Source organism: Arthrobacter sp. MW3 TE3886, from assembly GCF_041262145.1.
Lineage (GTDB): Bacteria > Actinomycetota > Actinomycetes > Actinomycetales > Micrococcaceae > Arthrobacter.
Genome location: NZ_JBGCAN010000001.1, coordinates 726,728 through 746,091 on the forward strand (window position 1 = coordinate 726,728; position 19,364 = coordinate 746,091).

Below are 19,364 nucleotides of genomic sequence, written 5' to 3' on the forward strand. Positions count from 1 at the left end.
TGCACCGGCCCACCCCATGAGCAGTCTGGCCCGGGAACCGCGCGGCTGGCTCCTCATGCTCGCGATCGGACTCATCGCGCTGAACATGCGCGGCCCGTTGGTGGCCGTCGCCCCGGTGATCGCCCAACTGGAGGACGATCTCGGGTTCACCCCGGTGGAATTGGGATTCCTGACCGGCATCCCGGTGCTGTGCTTTGCCCTGGCCGCGCCGCTGGCCTCGCTGGCCGGGCGCAAGCTGGGGCCCGAGTTCGCCATCACCCTGACCCTGCTCGGCGTGCTCTTCGGCGTCGTGGTCCGCTCGGCCGGCGGGGGAGCCCTGGTCATGCTGGGCACCGTGATCCTCGGCGTCGCCATCACGATCGGCAACATCGTGGTCCCGCTGATCATCCGGCGTGACTTCACCCCCGCCCGGCAGGGCGCGGCAATGGGCACCTACACCGCTGCGCTGAATATCGGCTCGTTCCTGACCTCCATGGTGTCGGCGCCGCTGGCTGAACTCCTGGGCTGGCGGCCCGCGATTGCCGCGAGTGGCCTCTTCGCGGTCGCGGCCGCCGCCGTCTGGGCGATCGCGGTTGGCCGGCGGGCCTTCATTCCTGCCGCCGTCCCCGCGGCGGACCCGCGGCGTCCCGGCAAGCTCACCTCCCGGTGGATCACGGCGGCGCTGACCTTCGGGTTCGCCGGGCAGGCGTTCTCCTACTACGGAGTGACCGCCTGGCTGCCGAGCCTGCTCTCGGACGAACTCGGCATGGCGCCCGCGGCCGCCGGGGCAGGGTCCTCGCTCTTCCAGATCCTGGCCATTGTGGGCGGACTGGGCGTGCCGCTGGCGGCCCGGTTCGCCAGTACGACGGCGGTAGGCCTCGCCCTGGGGCTGCTCTGGCTCACCGTACCCGTGGGCCTGCTGCTCGCACCGGAGCTGTGGTGGCTGTGGTGCTCCTTCGGAGGTGTGGCCCAGGGCGGCGGCATCACCCTGATCTTCCTGGCCATTATCCGGCTGGCGCGGGACCAGGCCTCGGCGGCCCGGATGTCCGCCGTCGTCCAGGGCACGGGATACTCCTTCGGGGCAGTGGCTCCGACCCTGCTGGGCTATGTCCATGGGACCACCGGCGCCTGGACCGGACCGCTGCTGATGATCCTGTGCTCCGTGGCCGCGTTCATCCTGGGCACCTCGCTGTCCCTGCGCCGGGTGCCGAAGCCACACTAATTCGCTGTCGAGCGCCGGGGTGATTTCAATCGAGACGACAGATGAGGCCCATGTTCGCGAGGAACATGGGCCTTACCTGTCGTCTCGACGCCGTTGTCGAGTACGCGGGGATATTCCGTAGCCGGACTGCCACCCGGATTTCGGGGTGCCTGTTGCGAAGGGCCTGGCAGCCCAGCCAACGGAAATCTGTGCGGACCCGGTTGCCCGGGACGCGGAGTCCTACGCCGGAACCAGCGCGGTGTCCCCGGCGGCGACGTCGGCGCCGTCGCGCCCTTCATGCAGGAAGCGGTCGTAGGCCGGCAGCGTCAGGAACGCCGGGAACTCGCTGCTGAGGGTGACTTCCTCGAAGATGTCCCGTGCGTCGGCGAAACGGTCCCCCTCGAAGCGCTCCAGCTTGGCGAATTCCTCGTCCAGCATGTCCTCCACCCACTCCCGGGTGACCACATCGCCGTGGTCCGTGATGGCCCGGGCGAAGATCCACTGCCACAGCTGCGAGCGGGAGATCTCCGCGGTGGCGGCGTCCTCCATCAGGTTGTGGATGGCCACTGCGCCGTTGCCGCGCAGCCACGACTCGATGTAGCGGATCCCCACTTCGATGTTGTTCCGGATGCCCTGTTCGGTGATGGTTCCGGTGGTAGCGGAGATGTCCAGGAGCGCGCGGTCGTCCGGCGTGACGTCCTCGCGGAGTCGCTCGAGCTGGTTCGGGCGCTCGCCGAGGACGGCGTCGAACACCTCGCGGCAGACCGGCACCAGGTCCGGGTGCGCCACCCAGGAGCCGTCGAAGCCGTCGCCGGCCTCGCGGGTCTTGTCCGCGCGGACCTTCTCGAAGGCGATCGCGTTGGCAGCCTGGTCTTTGCGGTTGGGGACAGCCGCGGCCATGCCGCCGATCGCCATGGCACCGCGCTTGTGGCAGGCCCGGACGAGCTGTTCGGTGTAGGCGCGCATGAACGGCTGGGTCATGGTGACCTGGCCGCGGTCCGGGAGCACGAAGCGCGGTCCCCGGGTGCGGAAGTTCTTGATCAGGGAGAAGATGTAGTCCCAGCGGCCGGCGTTCAGGCCCGCGGCATGGTCCCGGAGCTCGTAGAGGATCTCCTCCATTTCGAACGCCGCAGTGATGGTCTCGATCAGCACTGTGGCGCGGATAGTGCCCTGCGGGATGCCCAGCAGGTCCTGCGCCAGGACGAAGATGTCGTTCCACAGCCGTGCCTCGAGGTGGCTCTCGATCTTCGGCAGGTAGAAGTACGGACCCTTGCCCTGGGCGATCAGGCGGCGGGCGTTGTGGAAGAAATACAGGCCGAAGTCCACGAGCCCGCCGGCAACTGGCGTGCCGTCGATGAGCATGTGCTTTTCCGGCAGGTGCCAGCCGCGGGGACGGACCACCACTGTGGGCAATTCCCCGGCCGGGCGCAGCTTGTACTCCTTGCCCTCCGGAGAAGTGAAGTCGATCCGGCGTTCCAGCGCGTCCGTCAGGTTCAGCTGGCCCTGGATCACGTTGCGCCAGGACGGGGTGGAGGAGTCCTCCATGTCCGCGAGCCACACCTTGGCGCCGGAGTTCAGCGCGTTGATGGTCATCTTCTTATCGACCGGGCCGGTGATTTCCACGCGGCGGTCCTCCAGGCCCGGGGCCGGGGGAGCGACGCGCCAGTTCGGGTCGTTGCGGACGGACTCGGTCTCGCGCAGGAACCGAGGGTCCTGGCCCTTGGAGATCTGCTGGCGGCGTTCCTGCCGTGCCTGCAGCAGCTCCCGACGGCGCCCGGCCGTGGCCTTGTGCAGCTTGGCAACAAACGCCAGCGCGTCCGGCGTCAGGACCTCGCTCTGCCGGCAAATCGGCTGCGCGGTCAACGTGATCCCGTTGATAGTGAAGTTGTCAGTGAAGCTGTTCATTTCAAATCTCTCCTCGGAGAAGCAAGGTCGACGGCGATCGGGGCTGGTTGGGGCCGAAAAAGGCAATCCTCCGCGTGCTATTCCCCATCCCCGCCCCAGGCCTCGCAGAGCTCGGCCGGGCGGGGACAGGGCCCCTTTTACGCACGCTTCCGGATTACCTTTCCCGGCCCCCGGTGGCAGCGGCGCCATGGGTGCCGGCCGCCGTCGTGCCTTCGGGTGAGCGGAATCAACAGCTCACCGTGGGCGGGGATTAGTGGAACTGGCCTTCTTCGGTGGATCCCACCAGGGCCAGGGTGGACGCGTTCGGGTTGAGCGCGGTGGCGATGTCGTCGAAGTAGCCGGTGCCGACTTCGCGCTGGTGCTTGGTTGCGGTGTAGCCGCGGGACTCGGAGGCGAATTCCTTCTCCTGCAGCTCGACGTACGCGCTCATGCCTTCCCGGGCGTAGCCGTGGGCGAGGTCGAACATCGAGTAGTTCAGGGCGTGGAAGCCGGCCAGGGTGATGAACTGGAACGTGAAGCCCATGGCGCCGAGTTCGCGCTGGAACTTCGCGATCGTGGCGTCGTCCAGGTGCTTGCGCCAGTTGAACGACGGCGAGCAGTTGTAGGAGAGCATCTGGTCCGGGAACTCGGCCTTGACGGATTCGGCGAACTTGCGGGCCAGCTCGAGGTCCGGGGTGCCGGTCTCCATCCAGATGAGGTCGGAGTACGGGGCGTAGGCCTTGGCGCGGGCGATGCAGGGTTCGATCCCGTTGCGGACCTTGTAGAAGCCTTCCGGAGTGCGGACCGGCTGGCCGCCTTCGCGGAGGATGAATTCCTGGTCACGCTCATCGACGTCGGAGGTGATCAGGGTGGCGGCCTCGGCGTCGGTGCGGGCGATGATGACGGACGGGGTGCCGGCGACGTCGGCGGCGAGCCGGGCGGCGTTCAGCGTCCGGACGTGCTGCTGGGTGGGGATCAGGACCTTGCCGCCGAGGTGGCCGCACTTCTTTTCCGAAGCGAGCTGGTCCTCCCAGTGCACGCCCGCGGCGCCGGCCTGGATCATGGACTTCATCAGCTCGTAGGCGTTCAGCGGGCCGCCGAAGCCAGCCTCGGCGTCGGCCACGATCGGCACCATCCAGTCCTCGACGGTCTGGATGCCCTCGGAGAACTCGATCTGGTCGGCGCGGAGCAGGGCGTTGTTGATGCGGCGGACCACGGTGGGGACCGAGTTGGCGGGGTAGAGCGACTGGTCCGGGTAGGTGTGGCCGGAGTTGTTGGCATCCGCGGCGACCTGCCAGCCGGAGAGGTAGATGGCGCGGAGGCCGGCCTTGACCTGCTGCACGGCCTGGTTGCCGGTCAGGGCGCCCAGGGCGTTGGTGTAGCCGCCGGTCTTGTGCTCTTCGGTGAGCTGCTTCCACAGCTTTTCGGAGCCTCGGCGGGCGAGGGTGTGTTCTTCGGAGACGCGGCCGCGGAGGCGGATGACATCCGTTGCCTTGTAGTCCCGGGTCACACCTTCCCAGCGCGGGTTGGCGGCCCACTCGAGCTCCAGTGCGGCGGCCTGCTCTGTTGTGTCCTGGCCGGACGGCTGCTGGGTGGGCTCAAATGCTGCAGTCATCTTTGTCTCCTTGGTGGGGGCCGGGCCCGGCCAGTCTGCGTCTCTGCAGAGCCTGGCCGGTTGTTCCGGTTGCGAATCTTTCCGTGAGATCTACTTTTCTTCACTTTTCAAGGGGTTACTAGACCAAAACCATGGAAAGAAACGCACTTCTTCGCGTATTCTCAAGAAATGCACTCAGCCAGCTGGAACCGCCAAGCTCTCTCTCCGTCCGTGCCCGCAGCGCCGGAGGTGGATGTCATCAGCATGGGCCGCCGGGTCCGGCACCTGCGCAAGGCCGCCGGACTCACGCTCGATGACCTGAGCGCCGCCGTCGGAACCGCCCCGAGCCAGCTGAGCCTGATCGAAAACGGCAAGCGCGAGCCCAAGCTCGGCCTGCTCCAGCAGCTCGCCGCGGCCCTTGGGGTCAGCATCGACGAGCTCCTCGGCGCCGAGCCGCCCAACCGCCGCGCGGCACTGGAAATCGAGCTGGAACGGTACCAGCGCAGCCCCATCTACGAGTCCCTGAACCTGCCGAAAATCCGCATCAGCTCGCGGCTTCCGATGGATGTGCTGGAGTCGATGGTGGGGCTGCAGCATGAGCTGGAACGCCGGCTCAACGAGCAGGTGGCGACGCCGGAGGAGGCCCGCCGCGCGAACGGTGAACTGCGGGCGATGATGCGTGAGCGGAACAACTATTTCCCCGAGTACGAGGCTGAAGCGCAGAAGGTCCTGGCCTCGGTGGGCCACACGAGCGGTCCGCTGTCGCATCATGTCATCTCGGACATTGCCGGGCACCTCGGATTCAGCCTCCACCATGTGGGGGACCTCCCCCATTCCACGCGTTCGGTGACGGATCTTAAGAACCGCCGAATTTATCTCACGCAGAACGCACGCAGCGACCACGACCCCCGTTCGGTGCTGCTGCAGGCGCTGGGCCACTACGTCCTGGGCCACCAGACCCCCAACAACTACGGGGACTTCCTGATGCAGCGGGTGGCCACAAACTACTTCGCCGCCGCACTGATGCTGCCCGAGCAGGCTACCGTGGCATTCCTGCAGGAGGCCAAGCAGGCCAAGGAAATCGCGGTCGAGGACATCCGGGACGCCTTTGCCGTGTCCTACGAGACCGCCGCCCACCGGTTCACCAACCTCGCCACGCAGCATCTGGGCATCCGCACCCACTTCCAGAAGACGCACAAGAGCGGCATCATCTACAAGGCCTACGAGAACGACGGCGTGACGTTCCCGCAGGACCACACCGGCGCGATCGAGGGCCAGTTCTCGTGCCGGAACTGGACGTCCCGGGTGGTGTTCGACGTCGCGGACAAATTCAGCGCCTACAACCAGTACACCGACACCCCGGCCGGGACGTACTGGTGCACGGCCCGGACGGAACGCTCCGCGAACGGGGAGTTCTCGCTCTCCGTGGGTGTCCCGTATGCGCATGTGAAGTGGTTCCGCGGCCGGGACACGACGGAGCGGTCCAAGTCCACCTGCCCGGACGAAAGCTGCTGCCGCCGCCCGCCGGCATCGCTGACCGCCGAATGGGCCGGGAACGCCTGGCCCTCCGCCCGGGCCCACTCCCACCTGCTGGCCGCCATGCCGCCGGGCGCTTTCCCGGGCGTGGACGAGACTGAGGTCTACTCCTTCCTGCAGGCGCACTCGGGGAACTGACCTCCCTTGGGGCCCGCCCGGGATCCGTAGCCGGAGTTGGGGCGGCGTTCCCTGGGCGTGGCTGAGCGCAGGGCGGACTATATTGGCCTGTGTCAGCTCATCGATCCATCTCGCGGGAGCGTGCGCCCATGGCCAAGGAACTTGCCACCCAGCTCATCGAACAACTCCAGGCTGCCGGCGTGCAGCGGATCTACGGGATTGTGGGGGACAGCCTCAACCCGATCGTCGACGCCGTCCGCAAGACCGGCGGCTCGCAACAGGGCGGCATCGACTGGATCCATGTCCGGCATGAGGAAGCGGCCGCGTTCGCCGCGGCGGCGGAAGCCCAGCTGACCGGCCGGCTCGCGGTGTGCGCCGGCTCCTGCGGACCCGGCAACCTGCACCTGATCAACGGCCTGTACGACGCCAACCGCTCCGGCGCGCCGGTGCTGGCCATCGCCTCGCACATCCCCAGCAAGCAGATCGGCAGCAGTTTCTTCCAGGAAACCCACCCTGACCGGCTCTTCAACGAGTGCTCGGTCTATTCCGAGCTGATCAGCACCGCGGAGCAGGCGCCCCGGGTCATGCACAGTGCCATCCAGCACGCCGTCGGCCTCAGGGGCGTCGCCGTCGTGACCCTTCCCGGTGACATCGCCGGCCTGGAGGCGACGGCCGAGACGCCGGCGCCGGCGACCTTCCGGCCGGCGACGCTGATGCCGGACCCCGCGAGTGTGCAGGAACTGGCCGACGCCATCAACGCCGCCGGCAAGGTGGCCATCTTTGCCGGTGCCGGCGTCGAGGGCGCGCACGACGAGGTGATTGCGCTCGCCGGGCTGATCGCGGCGCCGATCGGCCACTCGCTTCGGGGCAAAGACTTCATGCAGTACGACAACGCCTACGACATCGGCATGACCGGGCTGCTGGGCTACGGCGCCGCGGCCGAGGGCATCGAGGACGCGGACCTGCTGATCCTGCTGGGCACCGACTTCCCGTACGACCAGTTCCTCCCCGGAACCCGGACGGCGCAGGTGGACCGGGCCGCGCACAAACTCGGGCGGCGGACCGACGTCGACATTGCAGTGCACGGCGACGTCCTCCCCACCCTTGCCGCCCTCATGCCGTTGGTCAAGGCCAAGAAGAGCCGCCGTTTCCTGGATGCGATGCTGAAGAAGCACGACCGGCTCATGAACAAGGCCGTGGGAGCGTACACCCGGAACGTCGGGACGAAACAGCCGATCCACCCGGAATACGCGGCCTCGCTGCTGGACCAGGTGGCGGCGAGGGACGCGATCTTCACGGCGGACACCGGCATGTGCAATGTCTGGACCGCCCGGTACATCAACCCGCTGGGCACCCGCCGGCTGATCGGCTCGTACCTGCACGGGTCCATGGCCAATGCGCTGCCGCACGCGATCGGCGCCCAACTGGCCTACCCCGGCCGGCAGGTGGTCTCGGTCTCCGGCGACGGCGGCCTGTCCATGCTGCTGGGCGAGCTCATCACCGTCGCCGCACACCGGCTGCCCGTCAACGTGGTGGTCTTCAACAACTCCACCCTGGGCATGGTGAAACTCGAAATGCTGGTGGACGGGCTCCCCGACTTCGGCGTCGACGTCCCTGACGCCAACTACGCGGACGTTGCCCGTGCCCTGGGCTTCCACGCCGAGCGCGTCACGGATCCGTCCCGCATCGAGGCCGCGTACCGGGAAGCCTTCGCCCACCCCGGCCCGTCGCTCGTGGAACTCATCACGGACCCTAAAGCGCTGTCCCTCCCGCCGAAGATCAAGGGCGCGCAGGTCCTGGGCTTCGCCACGGCCATGTCCAAGGTGGTCCTGAACCGGGGCGCCGGCGAGGCCGTCAGCATGGCACGGAGCAACCTGCGGAACGTCCCCCGGCGCTGACGCGGGTCGAACTGGGCACCGCGACGCAGGTGGACGGGCCGGGACTGGCGTTTTATGAGAAACGCCGTCAAATCGTGACTCATGCGTGGTCGCGCTTTGCCGGGCCCGGTGCTTGACTGGCCCTAGGCGGACCCCCGCTGTTTTATTTTCGCTGTTGTGCGGGCCTTGGGGAGCGGGATGAAACAGAAGTCTTCGGCACGGATTGTTGCGGCCGTTGCCGCAGCGGCGCTGTCCTTGACGGCCTGCTCGGCATCGCCGCCGGCGCTGTTGAAGGCCGACGGCGTCGAACGAGTTTCGGTGGAACGGTCCGCCTACCCGGCAGAGCTGGCCAAGCTTCGGGTGTCGGCGCGGAAGCTGGGCGCCGCCCTCCTGGCAGACGGCGGCGACCCCGGAATCGGCAACGTGGTTGCGTCCCCGGGCAGTCTGCTGGTTGCCCTGGCCATGCTGCGGGCCGGGGCGACCGGGAAGACGGCTGCTGAGATGGACAAGGTGCTGGGGCTCCCCGCGGACCACCGCGACGAAGCCATGAACGCGATGCTCGCATCCTTCAACGCTTTCGACGGCGATCCCGGCGCGGTGGACGAAAAGGACCCTCCGCGCAGGCCGGTCCTGCGCAGTGCAAACGGCCTGTTCGTGGACAAGGGTGTGCCCACCGGGCAGAGCTATCTGCGCTCCCTCGCCCGGTATTACGGGACCGGCGTCTACCCGGTGGATTTCATGGACGAGGCCACCACCAAACCCGCGATCGACGCCTGGGTAAACAAGAACACCGGCGGACGGATCAAGAAAGCGCCCGCGGAGTACGATCGCAAAAATACCTTCAGCGTGCTTAATGCGGTGTATTTCGCCTCGGCCTGGGAGGTCCCCTTCGACCCGGCCGACACCGCCGAGTTGCCCTTCACAACGGCGGACGGCAGGCAGGTTTCCGTCCCCACCATGTCCGGCGTTCAGGACGTTGTCTCAGTTCAGGGTGCGGGCTGGCAGGCGGTTCAGCTGCCCTACGCCGAGGGTTTCGTGATGCGGCTCGTGCTGCCGGATTCCGGGGCTGCCGCGCCCGGGGCAGAGGTCTTGGCGGATGCTGCCAGGGCCGTTGACTCCGCGGCCCCGTCGCCGACGCAGCTCTACTTGCCGAGGTGGGACCAGAAGAGCAACTTTGAGCTGCGAAAGGTCTTCGGTTCCCTGGGGCTGCGGGAAATGCTCCAAACCGAGTCCGACTTCGATTCGATCCAGTCCGGCCTCATGATCACGCAGGCCGGGCAGTCCGCCAGCATCACCGTCGCGGAGAAGGGCACCGTTGCCGCCGCCGTGACCCAGATCAACGCGCAGGCGGTGAGCGGCACGGTCCCGATGAAGATGATCCGTTTCGACCGGCCGTTCCTATACGAAATCGTCCACGTCGAGACCGGGCTCCCGCTCTTCATGGGGAAGGTCTCGGACCCGCGCTGACGGGCGGCCCACGGGGGCCCAGATCGCCGGAAGCCCTCCAATTCGCCGCAATATTCCGGCGAATTGGAGGGACTCCGGCGAACTCGGCGGTTTGGAGAGTTAGCGCGGGCCGCCCTGCCACAAGGCATCGAACGGGGCGCCCGAGGCCACCCGGTTCCGGATGCCGGCGGTCACAAACGCCTTCGCAGTCCGGGCGGCGGCCGGCGGCGTCGCACCCTTGGCGAGCTCGGCCGTCACCGCCGCGGCCAGCGAGCACCCGGCGCCCGAGACGGCCACCTCACCCACCTTCGGGGCTGAGAGGACTTCCAGGGTTTCGCCGTCGTAGTAAACGTCGACGGCGTCGGGGCCAACCAGGCGCACGCCGCCCTTGGCGAGCACCGCGGCGCCGCTGATCTCGTGGATGCGGACCGCGGCCGCCTTGAGGGACTCGACGTCGGTGATCTCCAGCCCGGAGAGCGACTCGGCCTCGAAGTGGTTCGGCGTGACGAAGGTGGCCAGCGGCAGGATGTGGGCCTTCAGCGCCTGGTCGGTGTCCAGAGCGTGGCCCGGCTCCTGGCCCTTGCAGATCAGCACCGGATCCAGCACCACGTTGGCGAACTGCCCGTCCGCCAGCGCCGCGGCCACGGTCGAAATCGTCGCGGGGCTGCCCAGCATGCCGATCTTGACGGTGTCCAGCACAGCGGCCGCGCCGGACGCGGCACCGTAGGCCGCCGTCGTTGCTTCCAGCTGGTCCGCGATGACCTGCTGGTCCACCGGGACGAAACGGTGGTTCCAGTTGTCCTTGGGGTCAAAGGACACGATGCAGGTCAGGTTCGCTATCCCGAAGACGCCGAGTTCCTGGAACGTCTTCAGGTCAGCCTGCGCGCCGGCGCCGCCGGTCGCTTCGGAGCCTGCGATGGTCAGCGCGACGGCGGGGGAGGAGGCGGGGTCGGCAACTGCCAGGGCGGCGGAATCGAATGCGGTAGAAGTCATGGTCCCATCCTGCCATTCCGTCGAAACCGCCCGCATTGTGCTCATGAACAAGCATTCCATGAACAGTATGAACAAAACCTGAGTGTTCCGGATCACGCGGACTAGGGTGGCGGACGGTGTTGCTTACAGGCGGCGCCGGATCCAGGAAGGTTCATTGATGAGCACCCAACTGACCGAAGCGGCCCAAACCCGGAAAGCCGTCGGCAACATCCTCAAAGGCTCGGCCGGCAACCTTGTCGAGTGGTACGACCTCTACGTCTACACCGTCTTCGCGGCCTACTTCCAGGCGCACTTCTTCAACTCCAAGGACGAGCTCCAGGCCGGCCTCGAGGCGATGGCCGTGTTCTCGACGTCGTTCCTGATGCGCCCGATCGGTGCCTGGTTCTTCGGCCGGTACGCCGACCGCAAGGGCCGCAAGGCCGCGCTGACGCTGAGCGTGACCATGATGTCCGCGGGCTCCTTCGCCATTGCGGTGCTCCCCACCCAGGACGTGATCGGCCTGTGGGCCATGATCCTGCTGGTCCTCATCCGCGTGATCCAGGGCTTCTCCGTGGGCGGCGAGTACGGCACCAGCGCCACGTACATGTCCGAGGCTGCCACCTCCAAGCGCCGCGGCTTCTTCTCCAGCTTCCAGTACGTCACCCTGATCGGCGGACAGATGCTGGCGCTGCTGGTCCTCGTGGTCCTGCAGAACGCCATGCCCAAGGCAGACCTGGGCGAATGGGGCTGGCGGATCCCGTTCGCGATCGGCGGCGTCGCGGCCCTTGTGGTCCTGTGGCTGCGTCGCTCCATGGAAGAAACGGTCTCGGCCGAACAGATCGAGGCCGCCAAGGCCCCTGCCGTTGCGGGCCAGGCCCAGCCCGGAACCATGAAGCTGCTGTTCACCAGCTACTGGAAGCCGCTCATGATCTGCATCGGAATCACGTTGGGCGGCACGGTGGCGTTCTACACGTACACCAACTTCATCCTGAAGTTCATGAATGACACCTCGGGCATCGCCAAGACCGACACCTCGGTGATCAACTTCTGGGCACTGTTCATCTTCATGCTGCTCCAGCCGGTCTACGGCATCATCTCGGACAAGGTGGGCCGCAAACCATTGCTGCTGTGGTTCGGCATCACCGGCGTCCTGTTCACCTGGCCGCTCCTTTCCGCTCTTGCCGGGACCAAGGATCCGATGACCGCGTTCCTGCTCATGATGGGCGGTCTGCTGATCGTGGGCGGCTATACCTCCATCAACGCCCTGGTGAAGGCCGAACTCTTCCCCGCATCCATCCGCGCCCTCGGCGTGGGCCTGGGCTACGCGATCGCCAACTCGCTCTTCGGCGGCACCGTCCCGCTCATCGGCGCGGCCCTGCAGAAGGCCGGGCAGGAAGAGCTGTTCTTCACCTACGTCACCGTCGCCATCGGCATCTCCCTGCTGGTCTACATCTTCGCGCTGAAGAACAAGAAGTCCACGCACCTGGACCACGAGCAGGGCCACGCCTGGGCGCCAGGTGCGGCTGCGGCTGCTCGTCCGGGCGCGGCTGCTCGTCCGGGCGACGGCGGCAGGGACGAGGACAAGGACCTCATCGACGCCTCTCGCCGGTAGGGCCTCGGCCGCGGCGCTGTCAGGGCCTCGTCCTCGAATTCGCCGGAAGCGCGCCGGGTCGCCGTATATTTACGGCGACCCGGCGCGTTTGCGGCGAACCCGCGGCTTACCCTGCCCCAGACCACCGGCGCCCTGTCCGCCGGGCACGCACCGCCGGGTGCGAGAATGGAGGCGGTTCCGGCGGCTTGTGTCACCGGGGCCGTCCAGTGCTAATACAGCCGGCCGCCCAGCGTGTTCCCCTTGCGGGTGCGGGCCGCCGAGCGAACCACTATGAATGGAATGCCCATGACTTCCGCCAAGACCTTCCCGGCGTCAGCCGCGCCGAGGTTCGCCTCGATCGGCTCCCCATATTTCGGCATCATGCTCGCCGTCATGGCCGTGGTGCTGATCCTGTCCAACATCGGTGCGTCCAAGGGCGTGGCGATCGGCCCCATCATTACCGACGGCGGCTTCTTCCTCTTTCCGCTGGCCTACATCCTGGGCGACGTCATCAGCGAGGTCTACGGCTTCAAGGTGGCCCGCAAGGCCATCATCACCAGCTTTGCGCTGTCCGGCTTCGCGTCGCTCTGCTACTGGGTCATCATCGCCCTGCCGGGGTTCGACGACGAATACGGTTCGTCCAAGCAGGCAGCCCTGGAAGGCGCACTTGGACCGGTCCCGCAGATTGTGCTGGCATCGCTGCTGGCCTTCCTCGCCGGCCAGACCATCAACTCGTGGATCCTCGTGAAGATGAAGGCGCGGACCGGGGAAAGGTCTCTGTGGGCGCGCATCATGGGCTCCTCTGTGGCGGGTGAGTTCGTGGACACCCTGATTTTCTGCAGCATCGCCGCATCCGTGATCGGAATTACCGACGCCGCGATGTTCGTGAACTACGTCCTCGTGGGCTTCCTCTACAAGACCCTCGTGGAGTTCGCCTTCGTGCCGCTGACCACGCTCGCCATCGGCTGGGTCAAGAAGCGCGAACCGAGCTACGGCGCCTAGGACTCATCCTCCTCCGTCGCCGGAAGCGTCCGTATCCAAGCAGCAGCCCGCCCAATTCGCCGGAAGCCTGCGCGGTCGCCGTAAGTTTCAGACGACGTGGCAGCCTACCGACGAATTCGACGCGGGGGTCCGGGTGCGGGGTGTGGGGTCGGGGGTGCCGGCCGCCGCAGCGCATTCGACGCTCAGGGGTGCCGGCGGCCGGCCAGTGCACGAAGCAGGCGGCTTTTGAATTCCTGCTCGCGGAAGAGGTCCTTCCACTCCACGCGGACGAACCGCCAGCCCTCTTCAACCAAGGCCTTCTCCCGGCGCCGTTCCTCGAAGAGCACCTCGGCCGTGGGACTGTAGTCGAAGTACTTGATTTTGCCGTCGAACTCGAGGGCGACCTTCTCCTCCTTCCATGCAAAGTCCAGGCGATGGCGCCCGGCGCGGCTGGACACCTCCACCTGCGGCTCAGGGGGTCGGATCCGCAGCCGCAGGATCAGGTCGCGGGCCAAGGTCTCGCCGGGAGATTCGGAGCGCGGATCGGCCGCGGCAAGGACGCGGCGGAAAGTCCGAATGCCCCGGCGGCCGTCCAGACCATCTGCCAATGCCTGCAGGGCGACCGCGTCCGCGCCGAGCCGAAGCGCGTGGTCGGTGAGGATCAACGCCTGCCTGTAGGGCAGCAGCATGGCGCAGTCGGCCGTCGTGCGCTCCAGGGAAGTGGTCCGGAGACCGTTCACCACGGCGACGTCGTGGTCGGCGAAGGGACGCGTGTGGCAGCGGACGTCCCTGCCGTGACGCTCGTTCGAGGGGCGCACCTTCTGGAGGACATGAATCGTGTCATCCACATCCCACAGGTAGAGGAGGCGGAGGCGCGCTGCGGAGGTGTGGCTGTAGTGGAAGGCGGCTGTCGACGTCGTAAGTGTTCCGTGGGCATGCGCGTAGATGAGCTGCCTGCTCCGGACGGTGGCGGATTGGGCGTTCCAGAGGCTGGCGCGGATGTAGCAGCCATGGCGGAGCCGGACGAGGGTGCCTGAATCGAGGAGCGAGCGGATGGCGCGCGAGCCGAAGCCGAGATCCAGGAGCTGTTCGGTGCGCCAGAGGTTACCGGTCGGCGGCAGCTGCAGCGGGGGGTTATGCGTCATGCCACCAGCTTCGGCCCCCGTAGGAGCGGGCGGGAGGCCCCGCCGTCGCCATGTGGAAAACACGAGGGCGCTGCACCTAGGCTTTTTCGGGGACGGCTGCCTTGGACAGCGCCCACTTCGCCGGACAGCGGCGGAATCGCCGCAAACTTACGGCGAACTCGGTGGTTTCCCGCGATTTCGACGGTAGGAGTGGGCGGGGCGTCAGCCGGAAACGCGGGCGGTGGTGCCGCGGACGATGAGGTCCGGCTCGATCAGCTTGCGCTCAGGTTCGAGGGTGGGGTCCTGGATCCGTGCCAGCAGGGCGCTTGCGACGCCGGAGCCGACAATGTCGCTCCGGTTGTCCACCGAGGTCATGTCCAGGTACCGCGACTTGGCCAGCGGGGAGTTGTCGTAGCCGATCACGGAGAGCTCTTCCGGGACGGACAGGCCCCGGGCCTTGGCTGCGGCTAAGGCACCCAGGGCCATGGTGTCGTTGGCGGCGAACAGGGCGGTCGTGTCGGGGTGGTGGTCAAGGACCCAGCAGGCTGCCGCGTAGCCGTCCTCCTCGGAGGTCCCGTGGGACTCGCCGGCGATCCGGACCTCGACGCCGGCCTCCAGGATGCGGCCGCGGAAGCCCTCCCGCCGGTGGGCTGCGGCGCCGCCGGAGCCCGAGAGGTGTCCGATGCGCGTGTGGCCGAGCCCGATCAGGTGCTCCGCCGCCATGCGGCCGCCACCGTCGTCGTCGTTCGTGATGAGCCCGGCGCCGGCGGGAACCCCGTTCCGCCAGCCTGCAACGACGGCGGGAACCCAGGTCCCGGCCATCATCGACTCGCTCGGCTCGGCGGCGATGACCAGGCCCTCCACGTGCATGGACAGCAGGCCGTCCACGGCCTCCGTGATGCGGTTCTCGCCCGGGCGGGAATCGGCCAGGGTGACCTGGTAGCCGTGGGGTGAGAGCACGGATTCGATGCCGCGCAGGAGGTCCACAAACCAGGGGTTCCGGAAGTCGTCAATGACCAGCCCGATGCTTTTCGTCTGGCTGCTGGCCAGCGTGGTCGCCGCCCGGCTGGGACGGTACCCCAGCTCCGACATGGCCGCCCGGACGGCCTCCCGGCGCTTCTCGCTGACCTTGGACGGGTTTTGGAGCACGAGCGAGACCAGCGACGGGGAGACGCCGGCGCTCTTGGCGACGTCGTAGATCGTCGGGCGGCGGGTTCTGGGGGTATTCAACGACATCTGGAGGGCCTTTCACGTCTCATCCGAGGATAACCGGTCAACCATTGACAGGACATATGCACATAGCTACGCTTTTGTTCAGCGCCAGTTTTTGTAGCGCTCCAATTTTCTAGCGTCGGGCCGTCGGCCTGGCCGAATTTCAAAGGAGAAATCGATGGCTGACAGTTTGGGAGTTGCCGTAATCGGCGCCGGAATGGCAGGAAAAGCGCATGCGGCCGCGTACCGCACGGCATCGGCGCTCTACAGCCCGGTTCTTCCTCCTATCCGGCTGGTCTCCATCGGCGACGTCAACGCCGAGTTCGGTTCCCTGGCCGCGAAGCGTTTCGGCTACGAACGCAATGACACCTCGTGGCAGGCGATCGCCGAGGCCGATGACATCGACGTCGTGAGCGTCGTGATCGCGAACTCCCTCCACCGCGAAGTCGTGGAAGGCCTGCTGGCCGCCGGCAAGCACGTGCTGTGTGAGAAGCCGCTGAGTGACTCGATCGAGGACGCCCGCGCCATGGCCGAGGCGGCCCGCAACGCCAGCTCGATTGCCCGCATCGGGTTCACCTTCCGCCGCACGCCGGGCATCGCCTACATCCGCGACCTCATCCGCACCGGCGTGCTGGGGAACGTCCTGCACTTCAGCGGCCGCTACTGGACCGACTACGGATTCAGCCCCTCGGCGCCGATGAGCTGGCGCTACAAGGGCGGCCCCGGTTCCGGTGCGCTGGCCGACGTCGGCAGCCACCTGACGTACGTCGCCGAGTTCCTCTGCGGCGACATCAAGTCCATCAGCGGCGGACGGCTCAGCACCGTGATCGGCAAGCGCCCGCTGCCGCTGGGCGCCGTCATGGGCCACGACCATGCCGCGGTCAGCGACACCTTCGAGCCGGTCGAAAACGACGACTACGCGGTGTTCTCCGCCGAATTCGAGAACGGCGCCGGCGGCTTCGAGGTCTCGCGGGTCGCGGCAGGGCACGCCAACAGCCTCATCTTCGAGGTCTTCTGCGAGAACGGCGCCGCCCGGTTCGACCAGCGCCGCCCCGCGGAGATCGAGCTGTTCCTCAACGACGGCCCGGCCAACGAAAACGGCTACCGCCAGGTCATCCTCGGCCCCGGACACCCCTATATCGCGGGCGGGCTGGCCATGGACGCGCCCAGCGTCGGCTTCGGCCAGAACGACGCTTTCGGCTACCAGGCCCGGGCCTTCCTCGAGGAGGTCGCCGGCCTCAGTGAGGCGGACTCCCTGCCCCGCTGCGCCACGTTCGAGGAGGGCGTGCGCAACATGGAGCTGCTCGGCGCAGTCACCGAATCCGCCCTCAACAACGGAAAGAAAATCACGCTATGAAACTCGGCGTCTACAACGCAATCCTGCACGACCGGCCCCTTCCCGAGGCCCTCAAGGTCATCGCCAACCTGGGACTGACCGGCATCGAAATCAACACGGGCGGGTTCTTGCCGGCCGTCCATGTCCCCACCATGGACCAGATCCTTCAAAGCGATGCGGCCCGCGATGACTACCTCGGGATTTTCGAGGGCACCGGCGTCTCGATTGCCGGCCTGAACTGCAATGGCAACCCGCTGCACCCCAAGCGTGAGATCGGCGAGAAGCATGCCGAGGACATCCGCCGCTCCATCCGGCTGGCGCAGCGGCTGGGACAGGACCGTGTGGTGACCATGTCCGGCCTGCCCGGCGGCGAACCCGGGGCCACCACGGTCAACTGGGTCGTCAACGCCTGGAACTCGGCGGCCCTGGACGTTCTCGACTACCAGTGGGGCATCGCGGCGGACTTCTGGAAGGAAACCGACCGCCTGGCCGCCGACCATGGCGTGAAGGTGGCCCTCGAGCTGCACCCGCAGAACATCGTGTTCAACACCGCCGATGTCCGCAAGCTCATCGAGCTCACCGGCGCGACCCACGTCGGCGTCGAGCTGGACGCCTCGCACTTGTTCTGGCAGCAGATGGATCCGGTCGCGGTGGTCCGCGAACTCGGCCCGCTGGTCTTCCAGGCGGCCGCGAAGGACGTCCGCGTCAACACCGCGAACGCAGCGCTCTACGGTGTCCTCGACAACAGCTTCCGGCGGCTCTCCCCGGACGAAAACCGCACGAACCTCGGCGGCGACGAGTGGGCCAATGAATGGCCCAAGGACTCTGCCTGGGACTTTGTGGCCCTGGGCCGAGGGCACGACACCACCTACTGGACCGAGTTCCTGCGAGCGCTCTACGAGGTGGACCCGGACATGCTGGTCAATATCGAGCACGAGGACGTCTCCCTGGGCCGGATCGAGGGCCTCCAGGTGGCGGCCAAGGTCCTGCGGGACGCCGATTCGGCACTCGCGGCGTCGCTGCACCTCACAAACTGACGGCCCGGCGACCCGGCAACCGACTTCTGCGCCGTCGTACCTTGGAAATTCGAGGTCGCCGGAAAGCTGCCAGATCGCCGGAAACTTCCGGCGATCTGGCACGGTTCCGGCGACCCCGACGCCCCCACGCCGGGACGCCCCGACGCCGGGTCGCCCTACGAGTAGTAGTTCGCCAGGGTTTCGGCCTTGAATTCGAAGAAGTTTCCGGCCTCGATGGCGAGCCGGGCGTCGTCGACCATCTTCACCACGAAGCGTTCGTTGTGGATCGAGATCAGGGTGGCCGAGACCATCTCCTTGGCCTTGAACAGGTGATGGATGTAGGCCCGCGAATAGTTCAGGCAGGCGTAGCAGTCGCAGCCTTCCTGCAGCGGGCCGAAGTCGCGTTTGTACTTGGCGCCGGAGAGGTTGTACCGGCCGGTGGGGTGGTAGAACGCCGAGTTCCGGGCCACCCGGGTGGGGGAGACGCAGTCGAAGGTGTCCGCGCCGTTCTCAATGGCCGTGAAGATGTCGTCCGGTTCGGAGATGCCCAGCAGGTGCCGCGGCTTGTTCTCCGGCAGCTCCTCGTTGCACCAGCGCACGATCGTGCCGAGGTTCTCTTTCTCCAGCGCTCCGCCGATGCCGAAGCCGTCGAAGTTCATGGCGCCGAGGTCGCGGCAGGCCTTGCGCCGCAGGTCCTCGTACTGGGCGCCCTGGATCACCCCGAACAGGGCCTGGTAGGGCTTGCCGGCGCGCTCCTCCGTGAGCCGGAAGTGCTCGGTGATGCACCGTTCGGCCCAGCGCCGGGTCCGCTCCAGGGACTCCTCCTGGTAGCCGCGGGAGTTCTGCAGCGTGGTGAGCTCGTCGAACGCGAACATGATGTCCGCGCCAATCTGGTGCTGGACGTTCATGGAGATCTCGGGGCTGAAGCGGTGCCGGTCGCCGTTGAGGTGGCTCTTGAACCACACGCCTTCCTCGTCCACGTGGGCCAGGCGTTCTTTGCCGGGGGCGACGGCGTCGTCCGGCCCCGAATTGTCGATCGACTTCATGTCGATGACCTTCTTGAACCCGGAGCCCAGGCTCATCACCTGGAAACCGCCGGAATCGGTGAACGTGGGACCGCGCCAGTTCATGAAGGCACCCAGGCCCCCGGCCTCGTCCAGGATGTCCGCGCCCGGCTGCAGGTATAGGTGGTAGGCGTTGGCCAGCACCGCCTGCGCGCCGAGTTCGGCAATGGATTCCGGCAGCACGGACTTGACCGTGGCCTTGGTGCCGACGGCGATGAACGCCGGAGTCTGGATCTCCCCGTGCGGGGTGGCGATGGTGCCGGTCCGGCCCAGGAACTCACCGCCGTTGGCGGCAATCTGCCCGGCCGACGGCGGGCACGCCTCGCTCAGGCGTTTGCCCACGCGGAAGGAGAACTCGGACTGCCGGGCAGGCGCGGGGGACGAAGACGGGAAGTCAGGATTGGCTGGCACGGTTCAAGTGTGCCAGCTAACCC

At 67.2% G+C, this 19,364-nt stretch carries 14 protein-coding genes; 8 read left to right on the forward strand and 6 right to left on the reverse strand.

The features are described 5' to 3' along the window. Positions 1-16 precede the first annotated feature (16 nt). A complete protein-coding gene (locus ABH915_RS03435) occupies positions 17-1,201 on the forward strand; it encodes a CynX/NimT family MFS transporter (protein ID WP_370117804.1) in 1,185 nt (394 codons plus the stop codon). A 219-nt stretch (positions 1,202-1,420) separates the two neighbouring features. Here the strand turns inward: ABH915_RS03435 and aceB are convergent, their stop codons facing one another. Together aceB and aceA are read right to left on the reverse strand one after the other, a co-directional pair. Beyond that, a complete protein-coding gene (aceB, locus tag ABH915_RS03440; protein WP_370117806.1) occupies positions 1,421-3,085 on the reverse strand; it encodes a malate synthase A in 1,665 nt (554 codons plus the stop codon). A 250-nt stretch (positions 3,086-3,335) separates the two neighbouring features. Further along, positions 3,336-4,679, reverse strand: coding sequence for an isocitrate lyase (gene aceA / locus ABH915_RS03445; RefSeq protein WP_370117809.1), 1,344 nt, complete (start codon positions 4,677-4,679; stop codon positions 3,336-3,338). Positions 4,680-4,847: 168 nt separating this feature from the next. Between aceA and ABH915_RS03450 the strand changes: the two genes are divergently transcribed. The 3 genes from ABH915_RS03450 to ABH915_RS03460 all read left to right on the forward strand — a co-directional run bounded on the left by ABH915_RS03450 (position 4,848) and on the right by ABH915_RS03460 (position 9,655). Then, positions 4,848-6,332, forward strand: a complete 1,485-nt coding sequence (locus tag ABH915_RS03450) for a helix-turn-helix domain-containing protein (RefSeq protein WP_370117812.1) — start codon at positions 4,848-4,850, stop codon at positions 6,330-6,332. Positions 6,333-6,460: 128 nt separating this feature from the next. Beyond that, on the forward strand, positions 6,461-8,209 hold the full coding sequence (locus ABH915_RS03455; RefSeq protein WP_370117815.1) for a pyruvate dehydrogenase: 1,749 nt from the start codon (positions 6,461-6,463) through the stop codon (positions 8,207-8,209). 177 nt (positions 8,210-8,386) lie between these two features. Continuing rightward, positions 8,387-9,655, forward strand: a complete 1,269-nt coding sequence (locus ABH915_RS03460) for a serpin family protein (protein WP_370117818.1) — start codon at positions 8,387-8,389, stop codon at positions 9,653-9,655. Between the two features lie 99 nt (positions 9,656-9,754). Here ABH915_RS03460 and ABH915_RS03465 read toward each other — a convergent pair whose 3' ends face one another. Then, complete coding sequence (locus ABH915_RS03465) at positions 9,755-10,627, reverse strand: hydroxymethylpyrimidine/phosphomethylpyrimidine kinase (RefSeq protein ID WP_370117821.1); 873 nt, start codon at positions 10,625-10,627, stop codon at positions 9,755-9,757. Positions 10,628-10,784: 157 nt separating this feature from the next. On the opposite strand from ABH915_RS03465, the gene ABH915_RS03470 reads away from it, so the two are divergent. Next, positions 10,785-12,218: an MFS transporter gene (locus tag ABH915_RS03470; RefSeq protein WP_370117824.1), complete on the forward strand. Its 1,434-nt coding sequence runs from the start codon at positions 10,785-10,787 to the stop codon at positions 12,216-12,218. Positions 12,219-12,503: 285 nt separating this feature from the next. Further along, the gene (locus ABH915_RS03475; protein WP_370117827.1) at positions 12,504-13,199 is read left to right on the forward strand and encodes a queuosine precursor transporter; all 696 of its coding nucleotides are present in this window, start codon (positions 12,504-12,506) and stop codon (positions 13,197-13,199) included. Between the two features lie 182 nt (positions 13,200-13,381). On the opposite strand, the gene ABH915_RS03480 is transcribed toward ABH915_RS03475, so the two are convergent. Together ABH915_RS03480 and ABH915_RS03485 are read right to left on the reverse strand one after the other, a co-directional pair. Then, positions 13,382-14,323: a type IV toxin-antitoxin system AbiEi family antitoxin domain-containing protein gene (locus ABH915_RS03480; RefSeq protein ID WP_370117830.1), complete on the reverse strand. Its 942-nt coding sequence runs from the start codon at positions 14,321-14,323 to the stop codon at positions 13,382-13,384. A gap of 201 nt (positions 14,324-14,524) precedes the next feature. Then, entirely contained in the window at positions 14,525-15,538 is a 1,014-nt protein-coding gene (locus ABH915_RS03485) for a LacI family DNA-binding transcriptional regulator (protein WP_370117832.1), read from the reverse strand. A 154-nt stretch (positions 15,539-15,692) separates the two neighbouring features. On the opposite strand from ABH915_RS03485, the gene ABH915_RS03490 reads away from it, so the two are divergent. Both ABH915_RS03490 and ABH915_RS03495 read left to right on the forward strand, forming a co-directional pair. Beyond that, complete coding sequence (locus ABH915_RS03490) at positions 15,693-16,871, forward strand: Gfo/Idh/MocA family protein (protein WP_370117835.1); 1,179 nt, start codon at positions 15,693-15,695, stop codon at positions 16,869-16,871. After that, the gene (locus ABH915_RS03495) at positions 16,868-17,887 is read left to right on the forward strand and encodes a sugar phosphate isomerase/epimerase family protein (RefSeq protein WP_370117838.1); all 1,020 of its coding nucleotides are present in this window, start codon (positions 16,868-16,870) and stop codon (positions 17,885-17,887) included. Before ABH915_RS03490 ends, ABH915_RS03495 begins: the two co-directional genes overlap by 4 nt. A gap of 155 nt (positions 17,888-18,042) precedes the next feature. Here ABH915_RS03495 and tgt read toward each other — a convergent pair whose 3' ends face one another. Further along, positions 18,043-19,341: a tRNA guanosine(34) transglycosylase Tgt gene (tgt, locus tag ABH915_RS03500; RefSeq protein ID WP_370117841.1), complete on the reverse strand. Its 1,299-nt coding sequence runs from the start codon at positions 19,339-19,341 to the stop codon at positions 18,043-18,045. Positions 19,342-19,364: the final 23 nt, after the last annotated feature.